Origin of the sequence: Streptomyces sp. KL2 (assembly GCF_046529545.1) — a bacterium.
Taxonomy (GTDB): domain Bacteria; phylum Actinomycetota; class Actinomycetes; order Streptomycetales; family Streptomycetaceae; genus Streptomyces; species Streptomyces radiopugnans.
Genome location: NZ_CP127170.1, coordinates 4,186,192 through 4,205,677, shown reverse-complemented (window position 1 = coordinate 4,205,677; position 19,486 = coordinate 4,186,192). Strand labels below are relative to the sequence as shown.

17 protein-coding genes and 2 tRNA genes are annotated in these 19,486 nt (G+C 72.9%); 10 read left to right on the top strand and 9 right to left on the bottom strand.

Annotated elements, in window-relative coordinates; all coding sequences use genetic code 11:
* The first annotated feature begins 16 nt into the window (after positions 1 to 16).
* From mmsA to QPK52_RS18865, 3 genes are all read left to right on the top strand, one after another.
* On the top strand, positions 17 to 1,582 hold the full coding sequence (gene mmsA / locus QPK52_RS18875; protein ID WP_410538650.1) for a multiple monosaccharide ABC transporter ATP-binding protein: 1,566 nt from the start codon (positions 17 to 19) through the stop codon (positions 1,580 to 1,582).
* A 155-nt stretch (positions 1,583 to 1,737) separates the two neighbouring features.
* On the top strand, positions 1,738 to 2,871 hold the full coding sequence (gene mmsB / locus QPK52_RS18870) for a multiple monosaccharide ABC transporter permease (protein WP_410540386.1): 1,134 nt from the start codon (positions 1,738 to 1,740) through the stop codon (positions 2,869 to 2,871).
* On the top strand, positions 2,868 to 4,037 hold the full coding sequence (locus QPK52_RS18865) for an aldose epimerase family protein (RefSeq protein ID WP_410538649.1): 1,170 nt from the start codon (positions 2,868 to 2,870) through the stop codon (positions 4,035 to 4,037). Before mmsB ends, QPK52_RS18865 begins: the two co-directional genes overlap by 4 nt.
* Before the next feature lie 158 nt (positions 4,038 to 4,195).
* Here the strand turns inward: QPK52_RS18865 and QPK52_RS18860 are convergent, their stop codons facing one another.
* The 5 genes from QPK52_RS18860 to QPK52_RS18840 form a co-directional block, all read right to left on the bottom strand.
* Entirely contained in the window at positions 4,196 to 5,695 is a 1,500-nt protein-coding gene (locus QPK52_RS18860) for an alpha-N-arabinofuranosidase (RefSeq protein WP_410538648.1), read from the bottom strand.
* A 122-nt stretch (positions 5,696 to 5,817) separates the two neighbouring features.
* Positions 5,818 to 6,867: an arabinan endo-1,5-alpha-L-arabinosidase gene (locus QPK52_RS18855; protein ID WP_410538647.1), complete on the bottom strand. Its 1,050-nt coding sequence runs from the start codon at positions 6,865 to 6,867 to the stop codon at positions 5,818 to 5,820.
* A 91-nt stretch (positions 6,868 to 6,958) separates the two neighbouring features.
* Positions 6,959 to 7,756, bottom strand: coding sequence for a carbohydrate ABC transporter permease (locus QPK52_RS18850; protein ID WP_410540385.1), 798 nt, complete (start codon positions 7,754 to 7,756; stop codon positions 6,959 to 6,961).
* A gap of 176 nt (positions 7,757 to 7,932) precedes the next feature.
* Positions 7,933 to 8,892 carry a carbohydrate ABC transporter permease gene (locus tag QPK52_RS18845; RefSeq protein WP_410538646.1) on the bottom strand — a complete coding sequence of 320 codons (960 nt, stop codon included), beginning with the start codon at positions 8,890 to 8,892 and terminating at the stop codon, positions 7,933 to 7,935.
* Positions 8,889 to 10,244, bottom strand: a complete 1,356-nt coding sequence (locus QPK52_RS18840) for an extracellular solute-binding protein (RefSeq protein ID WP_410538645.1) — start codon at positions 10,242 to 10,244, stop codon at positions 8,889 to 8,891. Before QPK52_RS18840 ends, QPK52_RS18845 begins: the two co-directional genes overlap by 4 nt.
* Before the next feature lie 285 nt (positions 10,245 to 10,529).
* Here QPK52_RS18840 and QPK52_RS18835 point away from each other — a divergent pair, with 285 nt between their 5' ends.
* The gene (locus tag QPK52_RS18835; RefSeq protein WP_410538644.1) at positions 10,530 to 10,898 is read left to right on the top strand and encodes an antibiotic biosynthesis monooxygenase family protein; all 369 of its coding nucleotides are present in this window, start codon (positions 10,530 to 10,532) and stop codon (positions 10,896 to 10,898) included.
* Positions 10,899 to 11,052: 154 nt separating this feature from the next.
* On the opposite strand, the gene QPK52_RS18830 is transcribed toward QPK52_RS18835, so the two are convergent.
* The 3 genes from QPK52_RS18830 to QPK52_RS18820 all read right to left on the bottom strand — a co-directional run bounded on the left by QPK52_RS18830 (position 11,053) and on the right by QPK52_RS18820 (position 13,863).
* The gene (locus QPK52_RS18830; protein ID WP_410538643.1) at positions 11,053 to 11,922 is read right to left on the bottom strand and encodes a hypothetical protein; all 870 of its coding nucleotides are present in this window, start codon (positions 11,920 to 11,922) and stop codon (positions 11,053 to 11,055) included.
* 215 nt (positions 11,923 to 12,137) lie between these two features.
* Positions 12,138 to 13,004, bottom strand: coding sequence for an SMP-30/gluconolactonase/LRE family protein (locus QPK52_RS18825; RefSeq protein WP_410538642.1), 867 nt, complete (start codon positions 13,002 to 13,004; stop codon positions 12,138 to 12,140).
* A gap of 79 nt (positions 13,005 to 13,083) precedes the next feature.
* The gene (locus QPK52_RS18820; protein ID WP_410538641.1) at positions 13,084 to 13,863 is read right to left on the bottom strand and encodes an IclR family transcriptional regulator; all 780 of its coding nucleotides are present in this window, start codon (positions 13,861 to 13,863) and stop codon (positions 13,084 to 13,086) included.
* A 237-nt stretch (positions 13,864 to 14,100) separates the two neighbouring features.
* Between QPK52_RS18820 and ligD the strand changes: the two genes are divergently transcribed.
* Entirely contained in the window at positions 14,101 to 14,994 is an 894-nt protein-coding gene (gene ligD, locus QPK52_RS18815) for a non-homologous end-joining DNA ligase (RefSeq protein ID WP_410538640.1), read from the top strand.
* A 21-nt stretch (positions 14,995 to 15,015) separates the two neighbouring features.
* Here ligD and QPK52_RS18810 read toward each other — a convergent pair whose 3' ends face one another.
* Positions 15,016 to 15,327: a YtxH domain-containing protein gene (locus tag QPK52_RS18810; protein ID WP_093654652.1), complete on the bottom strand. Its 312-nt coding sequence runs from the start codon at positions 15,325 to 15,327 to the stop codon at positions 15,016 to 15,018.
* Between the two features lie 201 nt (positions 15,328 to 15,528).
* On the opposite strand from QPK52_RS18810, the gene QPK52_RS18805 reads away from it, so the two are divergent.
* The 5 genes from QPK52_RS18805 (at position 15,529) to QPK52_RS18785 (ending at position 19,453) form a co-directional block, all read left to right on the top strand.
* Positions 15,529 to 15,601 (top strand) — tRNA-Asn (locus tag QPK52_RS18805).
* Between the two features lie 224 nt (positions 15,602 to 15,825).
* Positions 15,826 to 15,899: transfer RNA gene (locus tag QPK52_RS18800), tRNA-Ile, on the top strand.
* 289 nt (positions 15,900 to 16,188) lie between these two features.
* Positions 16,189 to 16,662, top strand: a complete 474-nt coding sequence (locus tag QPK52_RS18795; protein ID WP_410538639.1) for a cation:proton antiporter regulatory subunit — start codon at positions 16,189 to 16,191, stop codon at positions 16,660 to 16,662.
* 2 nt (positions 16,663 to 16,664) lie between these two features.
* Positions 16,665 to 17,933: a cation:proton antiporter gene (locus QPK52_RS18790; protein ID WP_410538638.1), complete on the top strand. Its 1,269-nt coding sequence runs from the start codon at positions 16,665 to 16,667 to the stop codon at positions 17,931 to 17,933.
* 44 nt (positions 17,934 to 17,977) lie between these two features.
* Positions 17,978 to 19,453 (top strand): FGGY family carbohydrate kinase, encoded by a 1,476-nt coding sequence (locus tag QPK52_RS18785; RefSeq protein ID WP_410538637.1) that lies wholly within the window; start codon positions 17,978 to 17,980, stop codon positions 19,451 to 19,453.
* Positions 19,454 to 19,486 lie beyond the last annotated feature (33 nt).

Sequence of the window (19,486 nt, the reverse complement as noted above, 5' to 3'; positions counted from 1 at the left end):
CCACCGAGGAGCAGCCATGAGCAGCGTTCTGGAAATGCGCTCGATCACCAAGACCTTCCCCGGGGTCAGGGCGCTGTCCGGGGTCGATCTCACCGTCCGGCCGAAGGAGATCCACGCGGTCTGCGGGGAGAACGGGGCCGGCAAGTCGACGTTGATGAAGGTGCTCAGCGGTGTCCACCCGCACGGCAGCTACGAGGGGGAGATCCTCTTCGAGGGCGAGCCGTGCGCGTTCCGCGACATCCGGGCCAGCGAGCGGCGCGGCATCGTCATCATCCACCAGGAACTGGCGCTGGTGCCCTACCTGTCCATCGCCGAGAACATCTTCCTGGGCAACGAGCACGCCTCCCGCGGCGTCGTCCGCTGGAACGAGACCGTCCGCCACGCCGCCGAGCTGATGCGGCGGGTCGGGCTGCGCGAGAACCCGCAGACCCGCGTCGCCGACATCGGCGTGGGCAAGCAGCAGCTGGTGGAGATCGCCAAGGCGCTGGCCAAGAGGGTGCGGCTGCTGATCCTGGACGAGCCGACCGCCGCCCTCAACGACGAGGACAGCGCCAAGCTGCTGGGCCTCATCGGGGAGCTGCGCTCCCAGGGCATCGCCTGCATCCTCATCTCCCACAAGCTGGGCGAGATCCGCGAGGTGGCGGACACCGTCACCGTCCTGCGCGACGGGCGGACGGTCGAGACGCTCGCCGTCCGCCCCTCCCCCGGCGCCCCCGCGGAGGTCTCGGAGGACCGGATCATCCGCGGCATGGTCGGCCGCGACCTGGACCACCGCTTCCCGCCGCGCACCCGCTACCGGGGGCCGGACGCCGGGCGGGTGGCGCTGGAGATCTCCGGCTGGACGGTCCGCCACCCCATCGACCACCAGCGCAAGGTCGTCGACGACGTGTCGCTGACGGTGCGGCGAGGCGAGGTCGTCGGCATCGCCGGGCTGATGGGCGCGGGCCGCACCGAGCTGGCGATGAGCGTCTTCGGGCGCTCCTACGGCCTGTACGCGGGCGGCACGGTGCGGATCGGCGGACGGGAGGCCGACACCCGTACCGTGCCGCGGGCGGTCGCGCACGGTCTGGCGTACGTCACCGAGGACCGCAAGACCTACGGGCTGAACCTGATCGACACCGTCAGCCGCAACATCTCCCTGGCCTCGCTGCCGAAGCTGGCCCGGGCCGGAGTGGTGGACGAGCACCGGGAGCGGCGGGTCGCCGAGGGCTACCGCAGGTCGATGAACATCAAGACCCCGACCGTCTTCGAGCAGGTCGGCCGGCTCAGCGGCGGCAACCAGCAGAAGGTCGTGCTCGGCAGGTGGGTGCACGCCGATCCGGAGGTGCTGATCCTCGACGAGCCGACGCGCGGCATCGACGTCGGGGCGAAGTACGAGATCTACACCGCCGTCGACCGGCTCGCCGCCCAGGGCAGGGCGGTGCTGCTGATCTCCTCCGAGCTGCCGGAACTGCTGGGGATGTGCGACCGGATCTACACCATGGCGGCCGGGCGGCTGACCGGCGAGGTGGCGCGCGAGGACGCGGACCAGGAAGTGCTGATGCGTCATATGACGATGGACGGAAGCCGAGGCAGCAGATGACGACCGAGGAGACCGCGGCGCGCAGGGGACCGGGAGGGTCCGCGGGCGGGCCGGCGAAGGGCGTCCGGGGCGGTTCCGGCCCCCGCGGCGGTACGGGCGGCACCGGGGGCGGCACGGGCGCCGGGGCGCTGCTGCTGCGGACCGTGCGCTCCAACATGCGGCAGTACGGGATGCTCGTCGCACTGGCGCTGATCGTCGTGCTGTTCCAGATCTGGACCGACGGCAACCTGCTCAAGCCCGTCAACGTGTCCAACATCGTCCAGCAGAACAGCTACATCCTGATTCTGGCCATGGGCATGATGATCGTGATCATCTCGGGCCACATCGACCTGTCCGTCGGCTCGCTGGCCGCCTTCGTCGGGGCCGCGGCGGCCGTGCTGATGGTCCACCACGACATGTCCTGGCCGGTGGCGCTGACCTGCTCGCTGCTGATCGGCGCGGCGGCCGGCGCCTGGCAGGGGTTCTGGATCGCCTATGTGGGCATCCCGTCGTTCATCGTGACGCTGGCGGGGATGCTGCTGTTCCGCGGCGGCACCCAGATCCTGCTGGAGGGTCAGTCGCTGGCGCCCTTCCCGCGCGGCTTCCAGAACATCAGCCAGGGCTTCCTGCCCGAGGGCGGCCCGCTGGGGAACTACCACGACCTGACGGTGCTGATCGGGGTGGTCGTGGTGGCGTTCGTGCTGTTCCAGGAGTGGCGCGACCGGCGCCGGCAGCAGGCGTACGAGCTGGAGGTGCTGCCGCCGAGCCTGTTCGTCCTCAAGTGCGTGGCGATCGTGGCGGCGGTGCTGGCGTTCACCCTGACGCTGGCCAGCTACCGGGGCGTCCCGGTGGTGCTGCTGATCATGTGCGGCATCCTGATCGGGCTGGGCTTCGTGATGCGCAACGCCGTCGTCGGCCGCCACGTGTACGCCCTCGGCGGCAACCGGGCCGCGGCCAGGCTGTCGGGTGTGAAGGACAGGCGGGTCACGTTCCTGGTCTTCGTCAACATGGGCGTGCTGGCGGCGCTGGCGGGCTGCGTGTACGCCGCCCGGCTGAACGCGGGCACCCCGCAGGCGGGCATCAACTTCGAGCTGGAGGCGATCGCCGCGGCGTTCATCGGCGGAGCCTCGATGAGCGGCGGTGTGGGTACCGTACTCGGGGCCGTCATCGGCGGCCTGGTGCTCGGCGTGCTCAACAACGGCATGTCCCTGGTGGGTATCGGCACCGACTACCAGCAGGTCATCAAGGGCCTGGTCCTGCTGGCGGCGGTGGGGTTCGACGTCTGGAACAAACGGAAGGTGGGATCGTGAGCACCAGCAGACGCAGTGTGATCGGCGCGGCCGCCGCGGCCGGGCTGGCAGCGGCGGCGGCCGCGGGACCGGGCGCGGGGGCCGCGCACGCGAAGCCGGGCGAGCCGTCCGCTCCGCGCCGCGCCCGCTTCGGCGAACTGGCGGACGGCACGGCGGTGGACGTCTGGACGCTGTCGTGCGGCGGCACCCGGCTGCGGGTGCTGTCCTACGGCGGCATCGTGCAGTCCCTGGAGGTGCCCGACCGGAACGGCCGCCTCGCCAACGTCTCGCTCGGCTTCTCCGACCCGGCCTCCTACGAGGCCCGCTCCCCCTACTTCGGGGCGCTCATCGGCCGCTACGGCAACCGCATCGCGCAGGGCCGCTTCACCCTGGACGGCAGGACGTACGAGCTGCCGCGCAACGACGGCGGCAACACCCTGCACGGCGGCGACCGGGGCTTCGACAAGCGGATGTGGGCGGTGGAGCCGTTCACCCGGCGCGGCGAGACGGGGCTGGTGCTCACACGCACCAGCGAGGACGGCGAGATGGGCTTTCCGGGGAGGCTGGAGGTCCGGGTGGAGTACGTGCTGGACCGGCACGGCGACTTCCGGATCGACTACGAGGCCACCACCGACAAGCCCACCGTCGTCAACCTCACCAACCACACGTACTTCAACCTCGCCGGCGAGGGCGGCGGCAGCGTCCTGGACCACGAACTGGAGATCGCCGCCTCCCGGTACACGCCGGTCGGCGAGACGCTGATCCCCACCGGCGAGCTGGAGCGGGTCGCGGGCACGCCCTTCGACTTCCGGCGGGCCAAGCCGGTCGGGACGGACATCCGCAAGGCGCACCCGCAGATCCTGTACGGGCAGGGGTACGACCACAACCTGGTGCTGGACAAGGGCATCACCGCCGAGCCCGAGCACTTCGCGACCGTCCGCGAGCCGGTCTCCGGGCGGGTGATGCGGATCGCCACCACCGAGCCGGGCGTGCAGTTCTACAGCGGCAACTTCCTCGACGGCACGCTGGAGGGCACCTCGGGGCGGGTCTACCGGCAGAGCGACGGTTTCTGCCTGGAGACCCAGCACTTCCCCGACTCCCCCAACCAGCCGTCGTTCCCCACCACCGTGCTGCGGCCGGGTCGCACCTACCGCTCCACCACCGTCCACTCCTTCTCCACCGAGTAGACCCCGGACAGGCCGGACGTTCCGAACAGAACGGGGCGACGCGGGCAGGGCGCACCGGAGGCGGTAAGCGTGAGGCGGGGGCGGTCCGGGCCGCCCCCGCCGTCGTGCCGTCGTGCCCTCGGCACGCGGGCACGTCAGCCCGTCAGCCCGTCAGCCCGTCAGACGAGCCGGATCATGTTCCACGACATCGGCTCCAGGGTGGCGCGCAGCACCCCGCCGGCCAGCTCGGTGCCCTCCCCCTGGTGGGGGACGACCCGCTCGGGGTCGGCGAGGGTGTTGCGGGCCTCGGGGTCGGCGTCGGCCAGCACGCTGTGCTCGGCGACCCGCTCCAGGGGCAGACCGTGCAGGGCGACCTCCAGCGGCAGGGCGCCGTGCCGGTCCCGGTTGACGGCGAAGACGGTGACGGCGCCGGTGGCCCCGTCCCGCACGGCGGTGGCGTGCAGCAGCGGCACCTCGCCGTACTTCGCGGTGGTGTACGTGGGCGACTGCACCCGCACGTCCAGCACCTGCCCGCGTCCGTGGCGGGACGCCTGGGCGAAGGGGTGGAAGGTGGTCTGCCGCCAGGCCGGGCCGCCGGGCTCGGTCATGATCGGGGCGATGACGTTGACGAGCTGGGCCAGGCAGGCGACGGCCACCCGGTCGGCGTGGCGCAGCAGGGCGATGAGCAGGGAGCCGAAGACGACGGCGTCGGTGACGGTGTAGTTGTCCTCCAGCAGCCGGGGCGCCTCCTCCCAGTCGGGCAGGGGCCGGGCGTGGAAGCGGCGCTGGTACCAGACGTTCCACTCGTCGAAGGAGAGGTTGATGCGCTTGGGCGACTTCAGCCGGGCCCCGATGTGGTCGCAGGTGGCCACCACGTTCTCGATGAAGGACTCCATGTCCACCGCGGAGGCCAGGAAGGAGTCGCGGTCGCCGTCCTCCTCCTCGTAGTAGGCGTGCAGGGAGATGTGGTCGACCAGGTCGTAGGTCTCGGCCAGGACGGTGGCCTCCCAGGCGGCGAAGGTGTCCATCGCCTGGCTGGAGCTGCCGCAGGCGACCAGTTCGAGGGAGTCGTCGAGCTGGCGCATGGCGCGGGCGGTCTCGGCGGCCAGCCGGCCGTACTCGGCGGCGGTCTTGTGGCCGGTCTGCCAGGGGCCGTCCATCTCGTTGCCCAGGCACCACAGCCGGATGCCGTAGGGCTCCTTGTCGCCGTGGGCGGCGCGCAGGTCGGACAGGGCGGTGCCGCCGGGGTGGTTGGCGTACTCCAGCAGCTCGCGGGCCTCCGCCACACCGCGGGTGCCGAGGTTGACGGCCATCATGGGTTCGCCGCCGACCTTGCGGACGAAGTCGATGTACTCGGCCAGGCCGAAGCGGTTGCTCTCCACCGACCGCCAGGCGGCGTCGAGGCGGCGGGGGCGCTGCTCGGCCGGGCCGACGCTGTCCTCCCAGCGGTAACCGGAGACGAAGTTGCCGCCGGGGTAGCGGATGGCGGTGACGCCCAGTTCGCGGACCAGTTCCAGAACGTCGGTGCGCAGGCCCCGCTCGTCGGCGGAGGGGTGCCCGGGTTCGAAGACGCCCGTGTAGACGCAGCGGCCGAGGTGCTCCACGAAGGAGCCGAACAGCCGGGGGTCGACCTCGCCGACGGTGAAGGCGGGGTCGAGGGTGAACCTTGCGGTGTTCATGGATTCCTTCCGTCGGGGACGGTTCTGGGCGGTTCGGGGGGCGGGCTTCGGGGGTGCGGCCGGGCGGGACCGCCAGGGGTCCCGCCCGGCCGGAGGATCTCGTCAGGGGTTGCGGCGGGGCTCTAGTGGACGACGGGCCAGCCGCCGTCCCAGCGCATCAGGTTGATGCCGAGGGTGGGCGAGCCGTTGTTGGCCCGGTCGTAGTAGTGGTAGACGAGCAGGTCGCCGTCGACGTCGGACATGACGGACTGGCCGCCGGGGCCGACGACCTGGCCGTGGGTCTCCAGGACGACCGTTCCGCCGTTGTTGCGCATGTCCGCGCCGTTGCGGTCGCGGAACGGCCCGGTGGGGCTGGTGGAGCGGCCGACGCGGATGCTGTAGGTGCTGTCGGTTCCGGCGCAGCACTTGTCGAAGGAGGCGAACAGGTAGTAGTAGCCGCCGCGCTTGACCAGGGTCGGCCCCTCGATGCCGTTGCTGGTGGGGTTGCGGGCGGCCACGGAGTACAGGGTGCGGTCGCCGGGGTGCTGCTTGCCGGTGGACGGGTCGAGCCGGATCATCTTGATCCCCGTCCACCAGGAGCCGAAGGTCATCCACCACTTCCCGTCGTCGTCGACGAACAGGTTGGGGTCGATGGCGTTGTGGTCCGAGCTCGTGGTGGTGGTGTACACCGGACCGTGGTCGGTCCAGGTGCCGGGCAGTCCGCTGGGGCTGGTGGCCACGCCGATGGCGGAGTGGTTGGAGCCGAAGGTGGACAGGGAGTAGTACAGCCAGTACCGGCCGCCCTGCTTGGAGACGTCCGGGGCCCATGGGCTGCGCTCGGGCGAGTACCGGCCCCACCAGGAGGGCGGGTTGGGGAACGCCGCCCCTGCGTGGGTGAAGCGGGTCCGGTCGGCGGAGATGCGCGCCTGGGGCCCGTTGTGGGTGGAGTAGAGGATGTAGCGGCCGTCGTCGAGGCGGACCATCGACGGGTCGTGGACGGAGATGTCGCCGGTCACCAGGCCGGGCCCGGGGTAGGCGGAGGCGCTGCCGGGGACGAGGGCCACGAGCGTGCCCAGCAGGGCCGCGGTCAGGGCCGTCAGGGCCCGGCGGACGTGTGCCCGGCGGGCGTGGATACGGGAGGGCGTGCGGACGGATGTGCGGGACGGTGTGCCGTGGGGGGTGCGGCTGTTCATCGGGCTCCTTCGGAAGTTCTCGGTGAGCGGCCGGGGTTCGCGGTTTCTCGGGACCTCCTCTCCCGTGTTCGGGGGCGGACCTGCGCCGCCGTCACTGGCCCGCCAGTCCTGTGTGGGCGACGCCGCGGACGATCTGCCGCTGGAAGAAGGCGAAGACCAGCAGCAGCGGCAGCCCGGCGATGACCAGTGAGGCCATCACCTGGGCGTAGCGGGCGCCGTAGGTGGACTGGACGTTGACCAGGCCGACCGGCAGCGTCATCACGTTCGGGTCGGTGGTCACCAGGAACGGCCACAGGAAGTTGTTCCAGGTCTGGATGAAGGTGAAGATGGCGACGGCGGCCAGGACCGGCCGGGACAGCGGCACCACGACCGTCCAGAACACCCGCCAGCGTCCCGCGCCGTCGACGTAGGCGGCCTCCTCCAGCTCCCTCGGCACCCCCTCGAAGAACTTCACCAGGATGAACACCATCGCGGGGACGGCGACCTGGGGCAGGATCACGCCCCAGTAGGTGTCGACCAGCCCGAGGGAGACCATCTCGGCGAAGAGCGGGGCGATCAGCACCTGCGGCGGCACCATGATCCCGGCCAGCACCAGGCCGTAGAGGGCCTTCCGGCCGCGGAACTCGGTGCGCGAGAAGCCGTAGGCGGCCATGGCGCAGGTCGTGACGGTCAGCACGGTCGTCACGGTCGAGATGTAGGCGGAGTTGAACATCCAGCGCGCCAGGTCCCCGGAGGCCCACACCTTCTCGTACGCGTCGAAGGTGATGCGCGAGCCGATCCACTCCAGCGAGGTGCGCGTCGTCTCGTTCTCGGGCTTGAGCGAGGTGGCCACCGCCCAGGCCAGCGGCAGCACCCACAGCGCCGCCAGGACGAGGGCCGCGGCGAGCAGTGCGAAGCGGCCCGGGGTCCAGCGCGGCCGTCTGCCGGCCTCGCCGGTCGGGTCGGCAGGTCCGGCGGGTCCGGCCGGCGAGGACTGCGAGGACGGTGGGGCCGGGAGTGCCCCGGCCGGTTCCCGGCCGGGGCCGGTGGACGGTGCGGCGGGGGTCACGGCCTTCGCGGTCGCGCTCACTTGGCGGCCTCCTCACGGGAACGGCGGGTCATCCGCAGGTGGATCAGCGAGACGATCACGATCAGGGCGAAGAAGACGTAGGAGACGGCCGAGGCGTAGCCGATCCGGTAGCCGGTGAAGCCGGCTTCGTAGACGTACTGCAGGATCGGACGGGTGCTCTCGTCGGGGCCTCCGCCGGTCATGATGTAGACCTGATCGAAGATCTTCAGGGAGGCGAGGAGCTGGAGGACGACCACCACGCCCGTCGTGCGGTTGAGCATCGGCAGGGTGATGTGCCGCAGCCGCCGCCAGGCCCCGGCGCCGTCCAGCTCGGCGGCCTCGTACAGGTGCTGGGGGATGGCCTGAAGTGCGGCGAGGTAGAGCAGGAAGTTGAAGCCGACCGTCCACCACACTGTGGTCAGGACTATCGAGAGCATCGCGTAGCGGGTGTCGGTCAGCCAGCCGATGCCGGGGTCGAGGCCGAACGACCGCAGCAGCAGGTCGGCCAGGCCGAAGTCGGACGGGTAGATCATCCACAGCCACAGCAGGCCGACGACGCCCGACGGCAGCAGGAACGGCGTGAACCAGCTCAGCCGCCACAGCCACTGGACCACCCTCAGGTGGTGCGCGAGCAGGGCGAGGACGAGGCCCGTGACGACCAGGGGAACGGTGGACAGCAGCGTGAACCAGACCGTGTTCCACAGCGACGACCAGACCCCGGGGTCCCGCAGTGCCTCGGCGTAGTTGTCCAGGCCGGTGAAGGTGCTGTCGGTGCCGGTGATGTTGTCGTCGCCCAGGCTCATCTTCAGGCCCAGCAGCACCGGCCAGACCAGGAAGAGGGCGTACAGCAGCAGGAAGGGCGCGGTGAAGACCAGGCCGTGCTCGGTCCAGCGGCGGCCCGCGCTCAGGGGCCCGGTCCCGGTGCGGGCGGCTTCCGCGGCCGGCGGCGCCGGGGCGGTGGGCGTGGTCGCGGTCATGCGTCGCCTCCGAGCGGGTTGGGGGTGTCGAGCAGGGTCTGGAGCCGGGACCTGGCCTCCTCCAGTGCCTCCCGCGGTGTGCGGGAACCGGTGAGCACCCCGGAGAAGACCGCGCCGAGCTGGATCCACATGGACGACGCCGAGCCCGCGAACCACGCGGGCGGGTCCAGGACGACGTCGTCGATCACCGACCGGTACTCCGACTGGGGCTCCAGTTCGAGGTAGCCGGGCTTCTCCAGGGTGGGGAGGTAGGCGGGGACGTGGCCGCCCTTGGCCCACTCGACGGTGTTCTTGAGCATCCAGGCGACGAAGGCGTGGGCCGCCTCGTTGCCCTCGCCGCCGCGGTCGCGCTGGTGCGGGAGGACGAAGCAGTGGGAGTCGGCCTGGACGGTGGGGCGCCCGAAGAGGTTCGGCACCCTGGTCATCGAGAACGGCAGGTCCAGGTTGGCGAAGGTGCTCACCTCCCATTCGCCGTTGAGGAGGAACGCGCTCTCCCCGCCGCCGAAGACGCCGACCGTGCCGTTGTAGTCGATGCGGTGGTGGGCCAGGCCCTCCTCGACCAGCCGCCGCATGAAGCGCAGCACCTTCAACGCCTTGGTGTCGTCGATGGTGATGCGGGTGGCGTCCTCGTTCAGCAGGGTGCCGCCCGTCTGGGAGTAGAAGGTGGAGAACAGGCGCCAGGGTCCGATGGTGCCGGCGCCGAGCGTCTCCATGACCAGACCGGGTCTGCCCGTGACCCTGCCCGCGGCGCGCAGCGCGGCGGCGAACTCCTCGGCGCCGCGGACCGGCCGCAGCTTTCCGTCCCCGCCCAGCAGTCCGGCCTCTCCGCAGATCTCGGTGTTGTAGTAGAGGACCATCGGGTGGGTGTCGAGCGGGACGGCGTACTGCGCGCCGTCGATCCGGCCGCGCCGCCACAGGTCGGCGGGGAAGTCCTTCTCGGTGAGGCCGTGTTCGGCCAGCAGGTCGAGGTCGAAGGGGTCGAGCAGCCGGCCGGGGCCGAAGCCGGGCAGCCGCGCCAGGTGCAGGGCGGCGACCTCGGGGGCCCGGCCGCCGGCTCCCGCCATGCCGAGCTTGGTGTAGTACGGGGCGCCCCACTGGAGCGTGGATGCCTGGAGGGCGATCTCCGGGTGTGCCGCGCGGTAGGCGTTCAGCATCGTCTGCATGTTGACGCCGTCGCCGCCGCCGTAGAGGTGCCAGAAACGCAGCCGGGTGCGGCCCGCGCCCACGGCGGCGGGGGCGGCGCATCCCGCGGTGCCCGCGATCCCGGTGGCCGTCACGGCGGCCAGAGCGGCCACGCCGCCGAGCACGCGCCGGCGGCTGGGGGCGCGGTCCGGCACGGAGGTTCGACGCATACGATCCACCCTCACGTTCGAAATCTCGAATACTGATCGGATCTCCGAACGGGAAAGTAGGATTCAACACCGCTCACGTCAATGGTTTGCGCAGAAACAGCCCCGGCGAGCGGCCGCGGGTGTCCGCACCGTCTGCGGCCTCCGGGGCACGATCCGTTCGACCGGCCCTCTCCGGGCCGGTGTTCGCTACGCTGCGATCCGCCGCCCCGCACGGCGGGGCCCGAGCCGCCGGCCGGCCCGCCCGCCCGGAACGGTTCGGGTCACCCACCCACCGCTGGAGTCCCCGTGACCACAGACAGCCGGTCCGCCGACGCGCCGGACACCACCGTCACGTTCATCAACGTCTTCGAGATATCCGCCGAGCACCTCGACGCGTTCGTCGCCCGATGGGAGCAGCGCGCCGCCCTCATGCGCACCAGGCCGGGTTTCATCGACTCCCGGTTGCACCGGGCCCGTTCGGCGGAGACCCGGTTCCAGCTCGTCAACGTGTCCCACTGGGAGAGCCAGGAGGCATGGGAGGCTGCCACGGCGGACCCCGAGTTCCGCGAGCGCGCCCAGGCCGCGCAGGACGACCCGCAGACGCGGATCACCTCGAGCCGGGGCCTGTACGACGTCGTCGTCGAGTTCTCAGCCGCGACGGCGGAGCCGGAGTAGTCACGGCCCCCGCTGCGCCGGCCGCACCCCGGGGACGGCTGCCCGGGGTGCGGTGCGGTACTTGCCCTCCAACGCCGCCGGGCACGCCGCGGCGGACTCGGGGCGGAGGAACTGGACGGGACGGCGGGACGGAGGGGGCGGGAACGGCCTCGTCCTAGGTGCACCACCACAGGAAGCGCTCGCAGGTGGGCGTCGGCTCGGGCTCGGGCTCGGGTTCCGGCTCCGCCGGAGGCGGCGGCGGATCGGCGGGCCACGTCTCCTGGGGCGGCGGCTCGGGGGCCTGGGTGGGGTCGGCGGTGGGTTCGGGGGCCGTGGTGACGCTGCCGCTCTCCACCGCGGTGGTCGAGGGGTCCGCGGAGGCGGAGGGGTCCGCCGAGGAGTCCGCCGACTCCGACGGCTCGGCCGAGGAGGAGCCCGACGCGGAGGGCTCGGCGGAGGAGGAGCCCGACGGGCCGGCGCCCGGCCGCTCCGCTCCGGGCGGCTGCTCGGCCGAGCCGTCGGATCCGGCCCCCTCCTCGCCGTCGGCACTGCCGTCGGACTCGTTCACACCGCCGTCCGGGGAGACGCCCGGGATGGGCAACTCCTTCAGCACGCCCTCGGTGGTGAACTCCGCGACGCCGAGGGTGGCCAGTCCGGCGCCGAGTATCAGGCCCACGACGGCCGCACGGCGCCGCCGCCCCGCCTGCGACCGTGCCCGGCGGCCGCGCCGTGCGGCGGCGCGTGCCGCCGCACGGCCCTCGCCCGGCCCGCCGTCCGGGCCGTCGCCGCGTTCGCCGTCACCGCCGCGTTCGCCGTCACCGCCGTGTTCGCCGTGCTCCCCGCCGTACCCGCCGTACGCCTCCGCGCCGTACGCGTCGCCGTATGTGTCGAGGGCGTCGCCGTGGAGGCCGGGCCCTCCACCGGGGGTCTCCTGCCCGGCCTGCCGGAACTGCGGGTGGGCGCCCTCGCGGCCATCCTGGTGACCGTACCCGCCGCCCTGCCCGTGACCGGCGCCGTACCCGCCGTACGCGTCCCCGGCGTGCACGTCGCCGCCGTACGGTCCGTGCCCCCGGCCGTACGGATCGGCGGAGGCCGGAGCGGAGGTGTCCGCCGGTGCCGGGCCGTGGCTGGGTGTGCCGCAACCCGGGCAGGAGAGGGCGCCGTTGAGGTGCCGACGGCATGTGACGCAGTAGGTCATGGAGTCCGCAGGCTACGAGGCCGGAAGGAGGTGGAGAAGATGCTCCCTGTGAAGATCCGGTGTCAACCCGCGAAGGGCGGCGGCGCGAGCCCCTCCCCCGCGTCCGGCAGCACCATCAGCGAGCCGGCCAGCGGTTCCGCGCCGGGGTCGGCGCCCGTCCGGGCCGTGGTGATGTAGAGGTCCCGCAGGCCCGGCCCTCCGAACGCGCACGCCGTCGTGTTGGAGGCCGGGACGGCGACCGTCCGGTCCAGCCTGCCGTCGGGGGTGTAGCGCCGGACCGCGCCCCCGCCCCACAGCGCGACCCAGACGCAGCCCTCCGCGTCCACCGTCAGCCCGTCGGGGAAACCCGCCCCCTCCTCGATCCGTGCCAGCGTCCGGCGGCCCAGCACATCGGGGCCGTCGGTGTCGAAGACGTCGATCCGGCGGGTGGGGGTGTCGATGTAGTACATCAGACGCCCGTCCGGGCTCCAGCCCGTGCCGTTGCCGATGGTCACGTCCGCCAGGACCGTGACGGCCGAGCCGTCCGGGGCGATGCGGCTGAGCGTGCCCCCGCCCGGACGCTCGTCGTACGCCATCGTGCCCGCCCACAGCGCGCCGTCGGGGGCGACGGCGGCGTCGTTGCCCCGGCGGCCCGCGACGGGCTCGTGGTGCAGCCACGAGAACGAGCCGTCCCCGTCGTACAGGCCCACCCCGTCGCGGAGGTTGACCACCAGACCGCCCCTCGCCCGCGGCTTGGCCGCGCCCACGTGCTGCTCGGTCGCCAGCACCGTGCGGCGGCCGTCGGCCGGGGCGTAGGTGTGCACCCGGCTCCCGAGGATGTCCACCCACACCAGGCGCTCGCGCTCCGCGTCCCATGTGGGCCCCTCGCCCAGCAGCGCGCCCTGCCGCACCGCGACCTCGAGTCGCGCCGGCGTCCCTGATCCGGCCATGGCCGTCCCGCCCCTCTCCTGCTCGTCGGCCGCCGGTCGGCGTCCGCGTGTCCGCTCGTTCCCGCCCGTCTCCGCCCGGCTACGCCGCGCCGCGGTACCCCAGCCGCGCCGACAGTTCGGCCGCGCCCTCGACCGCCAGGGCCTCCAGCTCGGTGCGCCGCTCCTCGCTCCAGCGGATCATGGGCACCGAGATGCTGAGTGCCGCGACCACCTTCCCCGTGCCGTCGCGCACGGGTGCGGCCACGCAGCTCACATCGGGGTTGGACTCGCGCCGCTCGACGGCGACGCCGCGTCCGCGGATCTCGGCCAGCGCCTCGCGCAGCTTCTCCGGCGAGGTGATGGAGTTCTCCGTCATCGCCCGCAGCGGCTCGTCGCCGGGGCCGGGCAGGCGCGCGTCCAGCTCGCCCGGGGGCAGCGAGGCCAGCAGCATCTTCCCCACCGAGGTGCAGTGCGCGGGCAGGCGCCGGCCGGCGGCTGAGACCATGCGGACCGCGTGGGTGCTGTCCACCTTGGCGATGTAGATGACGTCGGCGCCCTCCAGGATGGCCACGTGCACGGTCTCGTCGCAGGTCTCGGCGACGCTCCGGGCCACCTGCTGCCCTTCGGCCGCGAGGTCGAGCTGCTCGGCGTAGCGGCTCCCGAGCTGGTAGGTGCGCACCCCGAGCCGGTAACGTCCGGGCTGCTCGGGCACGGGCACCAGGTACGAGCGCGCGGCCAGGGTGGTCACCAGTTCGTGGACGGTGGTGCGGGGCAGGCCGAGCTTCCGGGTGATCTCCGGCGCCGACAGGATCCCGTCCCCGTCCAGGAAGAGTTCCAGAATGTCGAGAGCCCTGGTCACGGCCGGTACGAGGCGCCCCATGGCAGCCCTCCCCTTCTCCCCCGAGGGCTCCGGGCTCACCGGCACCCGCGATCGTTCGAGATTCCGAAGGATGACCGGAATCACGAACGTAGGCTAGCCGCAGCCCGAAGCGCCCCGCAACGATCCCGGCTCCGGCCGGTGCCCTGACCGCGCCCGTGCGCACCGTCCGCGCCTTCCGCGCCCGCGCCCGGCGTGCGGCGCCCGCATGGACGGCGCCGTCCGTGGAACCCGCACCCCATGACGAGCACCGTCGTGGAAGGCCGCACGATCGAGCTGACCAGCCTGGACAGGGTCCTCTACCCCGCCGCCGGCTTCACCAAGGGCGATGTCGTGGACTACTACGCCTCCGTCGCCGAGGTGCTCCTGCCCCATCTGCGCGACCGCCCGGTGTCCTTCGTCCGCGCCCCCCGTGGTGTGGAGGCCGAGTCGTTCATGGCCAAGCACGTGCCGCCCGGCACACCGGAGTGGGTGACCGTGCGCGAGGTCCACCGCGTCGGCGGGAAGACCGACCGGCAGATCGTCGTCCAGGACCTGCCGACACTGCTGTGGGCGGCCAACCTCTCCGTCCTGGAACTGCACACCCCCCAGTGGCGGCTTCCCGCCGAGGGGATGGCCGACCGGCTGGTGTTCGACCTCGATCCCGGCGCCCCCGCCACGATCGTCCAGTGCTGCGCGGTCGCCCGGTGGCTGCGCGACCGGCTGGAGCGCGACGGCCTGCCCTCCTACGCCAAGACCTCCGGCTCCAAGGGGCTGCACGTGCTCGCCCCGCTGCGGCCCGCCGGCTCCGAGGCCGCGGCCGGCTACGCGGAGCGGCTGGCCCGCGAGGCGGCCGAGGCGCTGCCGGACCTCGTCGTGGACCAGGTGCCCCGGCGGTTGCGCGAGGGACGGGTCTTCGTCGACCACGGCCAGAACCTGTGGACGCGGACCACCGCCGCACCGTACACCCTGCGCGCACGGCCCCGGCCGGCCGTCTCCACCCCGGTGACATGGGACGAGGTCGCCGGCTGCGAACAACCCGGCGACCTCGTCTTCACGGCCGGCGACCTGGCCTCCCGGCTGGAGAGGCACGGCGATCCGCTCGCCCCCCTCCTGGACCCCTCCCGCGCCGGGCGGCTGCCGGACGGCCCCTGACGCGCGGGGCGGCGGAACTCCTCAGGCGTTGCCGGTGCCCCAGCCGTCGTCGAACGGCGTGCGCTGCTCGACACGGCGGCCGCGCAGCATGCGCACCCTGTCGGAGACCGGGCCCGGCACCCGGTCCCCGACCCGGTCGGAGACCGTGCTCAGCGCCTTGCCGGCCATCTCCCGCCCGTTGTGCGCGGCGGACTCGTAGGCATTGCGCACCGCGGGGTTCTCGGCGAACTTCCGGGCCTTCTCGCGCAGTTGCTCGTACTTCTCCCGCCCGGCCCGCGTGCCGAACACGTACCCGACGGCGACTCCTACGACGAACGTGAGCCGGTAGCGCATGGCTCCACCCTTTCTCAGGTCTCTTCCGGCGCAGCCCGGCCGCGCGGGCGTGCGCCTGTCGGTCTGCGGCGGACGTTCCACCGGGTACCCCGAGGCGCGCCGCGAATACCGATTTCAGAGCACCCCCCGGCATGCGCTACTGTATTCCTCGCCAGCGGGGAACGCCCCCGGGAAACCGGAACGGGCGCCTCCGAGCAGCAGTCCCCTGTAGCTCAATTGGCAGAGCAGCCGGCTGTTAACCGGCAGGTTACTGGTTCGAGTCCAGTCGGGGGAGCAGTGGAAGAAGGGCCCCGCGAGGGGCCCTTCTTCTTGTCTCCGGTCCTGTGCCCGATCCCGTGTCCGGCGCACTCCGGGGTGTCTGCTCCGTTCCGGCGACGGGCCTCCGGCCCGTGATGACGGGCCCCGCGGCCCCTGCCTCACCCCGGCACGGGCGGGAGATCGTATGAGCGGCTATGCTGCGGCAGACGGCGCGCACAGATGTGCGTGGCGCGCCGTCCCGGGGCGGTAGCTCAGCCGGTTAGAGCAGCGGACTCATAATCCGTCGGCCGTGGGTTCGAGTCCCACCCGCCCCACTCCGCACCCCTTCCGGACCGCGCAGGCGCTCCCCGGCCACCGTGCCCGGTCGAGCCGGAAAGGCTCCCCGGGGGGAGACGTTCCGCATCCGCCGCCCCGCCCCTCCCCCCCGTCCTCGGGCCGGCCCGGGGCCGCTCGCGGTCGGCCTCCTGAGCAGCGCGTACGCGTCGGCGTCCGGCCTCCGGAGCACCTTCCTGTGCGAAAATCGGCTTCGATTCCACGCGAACGGGCTCTTCCGGCGGCGCACGTCCAGGGCCCGCCCGATCCGTTCCACGGGGGGAGAGAGCCTTGTCGATGAAACGCACACCGCTTCCGGGTGTCGGCGTCCAGTACGACGTCACCACCCGCTCCGGACGGCGCCTGTCCGTCGTCGTCCACCAGGACGGCCGGCGCTTCCTGGGCTTCTACGACCCCGAGGACCCCGACACCTGCCAGGCGTCCTTCCAGCTCGACTCCGACGAGGCCGCCTCCCTGGGCGCGCTGATCGCCCCCGCACCCGACTCGCCGGACCTGGCCGTCGGGGAACTGGACCTGGCCACCGAGCGGATCCCGGTGACCGCCAAGTCCCCCTACCGGGGACGGCCGCTGGGCGACACCTGTGCCCGTACCCGCACCGGGGCGTCCATCGTCGCGGTCCTGCGGCGCACCGCGCCGCACCCGGCCCCGGGCCCGGACTTCAGGCTGGAGGCGGGCGACGTCCTCGTGGTCGTGGGCACCCGCCAGGGCGTCGAGGAACTCGCCCAGATCATCGCGGGGGGCTGAGCATGCACGACACCACCATGCTCCTCATCGAACTGGGCGCCATCATCCTCGGTCTGGGGATCATCGGGCGGTTCGCCGGACGGATCGGCCTGTCCGCCATCCCCCTCTACCTGCTGGTCGGGCTCGCCTTCGGCCACGGCGGCATCTTCGAGCTCAGCGCCAGCGAGGAGTTCATCGCGATCGGCGCCGAGATCGGGGTGATCCTGCTGCTGCTCCTGCTGGGTCTGGAGTACAGCGCCTCCGAGCTGGTGGACAACCTCAAGACGCAGTACCCCTCGGGTGCGGTGGACTTCGTCCTCAACGCCACGCCCGGAGCCGTCGCCGCCCTCGTCCTGGGCTGGGGACCGGTGGCCGCCGTGGCGCTGGCCGGCGTCACCTGGATCTCCTCCTCCGGCGTCATCGCCAAGATCCTCACCGACCTGGGCCGGCTCGGCAACCGCGAGACACCCGTCGTCCTCGGCATCCTCGTCATGGAGGACCTGGCGATGGCGGTCTACCTGCCGATCCTGACCACCCTGCTGGCCGGCGTCGGCCTGATGGGCGGCGGCATCACCCTGGTCGTCGCCCTGGGCACGGTGGGCCTGGTCCTCTACGTCGCGCTGCGCCACGGCCGCCTGATCAGCAGGGCCGTCTCCTCCGACAACCCCGAACTGCTGCTGCTGGTGGTGCTCGGCCTGACCGTCCTGATCGCCGGGATCGCCCAGCAGCTCCACGTCTCGGCGGCGGTCGGCGCGTTCCTCGTGGGCATCGCCCTGTCCGGTGAGGTCGCCGAGAGCGCCCAGCGGCTGTTCACCCCGCTGCGGGACCTTTTCGCGGCGGTGTTCTTCGTCTTCTTCGGCCTGTCCACCGACCCGGGCAACATGCCGCCGGTGATCGTCCCGGCGCTGATACTGGCCGCGGTGACCGTGGTGACCAAGGTCGTCACCGGCTGGTACGCGGCGCAGCGCGCCGGCATCAGTCCCAGGGGCCGGCTGCGGGCCGGCGGCGCACTGGTGGCACGCGGAGAGTTCTCCATCGTCATCGCCGGCCTGGCCGCCGGGGTGGCCTCCGAGATCCGGCCGCTGGCCACCGCGTACGTGCTGCTGATGGTGATAATCGGCCCGCTGGCCGCCCGCTGGACGGAGCCCGCGGTCAGGGCCCTGATGCCCCGGCTGGTGAAGGTCTCCCCCGGCCCGCCGGGGCAGCCGCCGGGCGGGAGACGCGAGGTGCGCGAGGGGCCCGGCGCCCCCTCCGACACGGCGGCCCGCGCGGACTCCCCCACCAAGCCGTAGGGCCGAAAGGAGGCGCCCGCGGCCGGTGAGGCATCATCTCCTGCATGGGGATAGTCGCCGGTCTGGACAGTTCGTCCGAGTACACCCGCATCGTCGTCTGCGACACCGACACCGGTGCCGTCGTCAGACAGGGGTACGCCCCGCATCCCGTGCCCGGGAGCACCGGCGGCGGGGAGGACGGGGCCGGAGCGGCCGCGGGCAGGCGCACCGAGACCGACCCGCAGGCCTGGCTGCTCTCGCTCGGCGACGCCGCGGCCGGCGGGGTCCTGGAGGGCGTCCAGGCCATCGGGGTCTCGGCGCAGCAGAACGGGCTGGTCGCGCTCGACGAGGCAGGCGATCCGGTGCGGCCCGCGCTGGTCGGCAACGACCGGCGCGCGCAGACCGCCGCGGCCGATCTCGTCGACGCGCTCGGTGGGCGCGAGGCGTGGGCGCAGGCGGTGGGCGCCGTGCCGCAGGCCGCGCAGCCGGTGGCGAAACTGCGCTGGCTGGCCCGGCACGAGCCGGAGGCCGCGCGGCGCGTGGCCGAGGTCCTCCAGCCGCACGACTGGCTGGCGTGGCAGCTGCTGGGCCGTCCGCCGCGCCGCACCACCGACCGCGGCGACGCCTCGGGGACCGGCTACTGGTCGGCCGCCACCGAGTCCTGGCGGGCGGACCTGGCCGAGCTGGCGCTCGGCCACCCGGTGAAGCTGCCGGAGGTGCTGGGCCCGGCCGAGCCCGCCGGGCACACCCCGGAGGGGCTGCTGATCTCGGCCGGTACGGGCGAGACGATGGCCGCCGCCTTCGGCCTGGGCGTCGGCCCGGGCGACGCGGTGGTCTCGCTGGGGGCGTCCGGTTCGGTCTTCTCCGTGCACCACCAGGCGCTGGCCGAGCCGACCGGCATGATCACCTCACTCGCCGACGCCACCGGCATGCACCTGCCGGTGGTGCACACCCTCAACGCCGTACGGGCACTGCGCGGCGCCGCCGATCTGCTCGGCACCTCCCTGGAGGGGCTCTCGGAGCTGGCGCTGACCTCCACGCCGGGCTCCCACGGGCTGGTGCTGCTGCCCTATCTGGAGGGCGAGCGCACCCCCGACCTGCCGCACACCGCCGGCACGCTGGCCGGGCTGCGGCGCGAGAGCATGAAGCCGGAGCATCTGGCCCGTGCCGCCTTCGAGGGGATGCTGTGCGGACTCGCCGACGCCCTCGACGTGCTGCGCGGCCGGGGCGTTTCGGTCGGCCGGGTCTTCCTGCTGGGACCCGCGGCCGGCCTCCCGGCCGTACAGGCGATCGCTCCGGCCCTGCTGGGCGCGCAGGTGGTGGTCCCCGAGCCCGCCGACTACACGGCGCTGGGCGCCGCCCGCCAGGCCGCCTGGGCCCTGGGAGTGGTCCAGGGCACGCTCTCGCCGCAGCAGCCCCCGATGTGGCCCGCCCCCGCCGGCCGGGTCCTGGAACCGGGCGAGGAGCTGGCGGTGGGCCAGGCGGTGCGGCAGCAGTACGTGACGGTGCGGGAGCAGACGCATCCGGGCGCGTTCGGCTGAGCCCACGCCGGCCGCGCGCCGGGCTCCGGGGGC

Bases quoted from the DNA above. Each gene is read 5' to 3' on its own strand.
- QPK52_RS18810 (WP_093654652.1), bottom strand. From the start codon at position 15,327: ATGCGCTACCGGCTCACGTTCGTCGTAGGAGTCGCCGTCGGGTACGTG.
- QPK52_RS18840 (WP_410538645.1), bottom strand. From the start codon at position 10,244: ATGCGTCGAACCTCCGTGCCGGACCGCGCCCCCAGCCGCCGGCGCGTG.
- mmsA (WP_410538650.1), top strand. From the start codon at position 17: ATGAGCAGCGTTCTGGAAATGCGCTCGATCACCAAGACCTTCCCCGGG.
- QPK52_RS18790 (WP_410538638.1), top strand. From the start codon at position 16,665: ATGCACGACACCACCATGCTCCTCATCGAACTGGGCGCCATCATCCTC.
- QPK52_RS18820 (WP_410538641.1), bottom strand. From the start codon at position 13,863: ATGGGGCGCCTCGTACCGGCCGTGACCAGGGCTCTCGACATTCTGGAA.
- QPK52_RS18785 (WP_410538637.1), top strand. From the start codon at position 17,978: ATGGGGATAGTCGCCGGTCTGGACAGTTCGTCCGAGTACACCCGCATC.
- QPK52_RS18845 (WP_410538646.1), bottom strand. From the start codon at position 8,892: ATGACCGCGACCACGCCCACCGCCCCGGCGCCGCCGGCCGCGGAAGCC.
- mmsB (WP_410540386.1), top strand. From the start codon at position 1,738: ATGCGGCAGTACGGGATGCTCGTCGCACTGGCGCTGATCGTCGTGCTG.
- ligD (WP_410538640.1), top strand. From the start codon at position 14,101: ATGACGAGCACCGTCGTGGAAGGCCGCACGATCGAGCTGACCAGCCTG.
- QPK52_RS18825 (WP_410538642.1), bottom strand. From the start codon at position 13,004: ATGGCCGGATCAGGGACGCCGGCGCGACTCGAGGTCGCGGTGCGGCAG.
- QPK52_RS18855 (WP_410538647.1), bottom strand. From the start codon at position 6,867: ATGAACAGCCGCACCCCCCACGGCACACCGTCCCGCACATCCGTCCGC.
- QPK52_RS18860 (WP_410538648.1), bottom strand. From the start codon at position 5,695: ATGAACACCGCAAGGTTCACCCTCGACCCCGCCTTCACCGTCGGCGAG.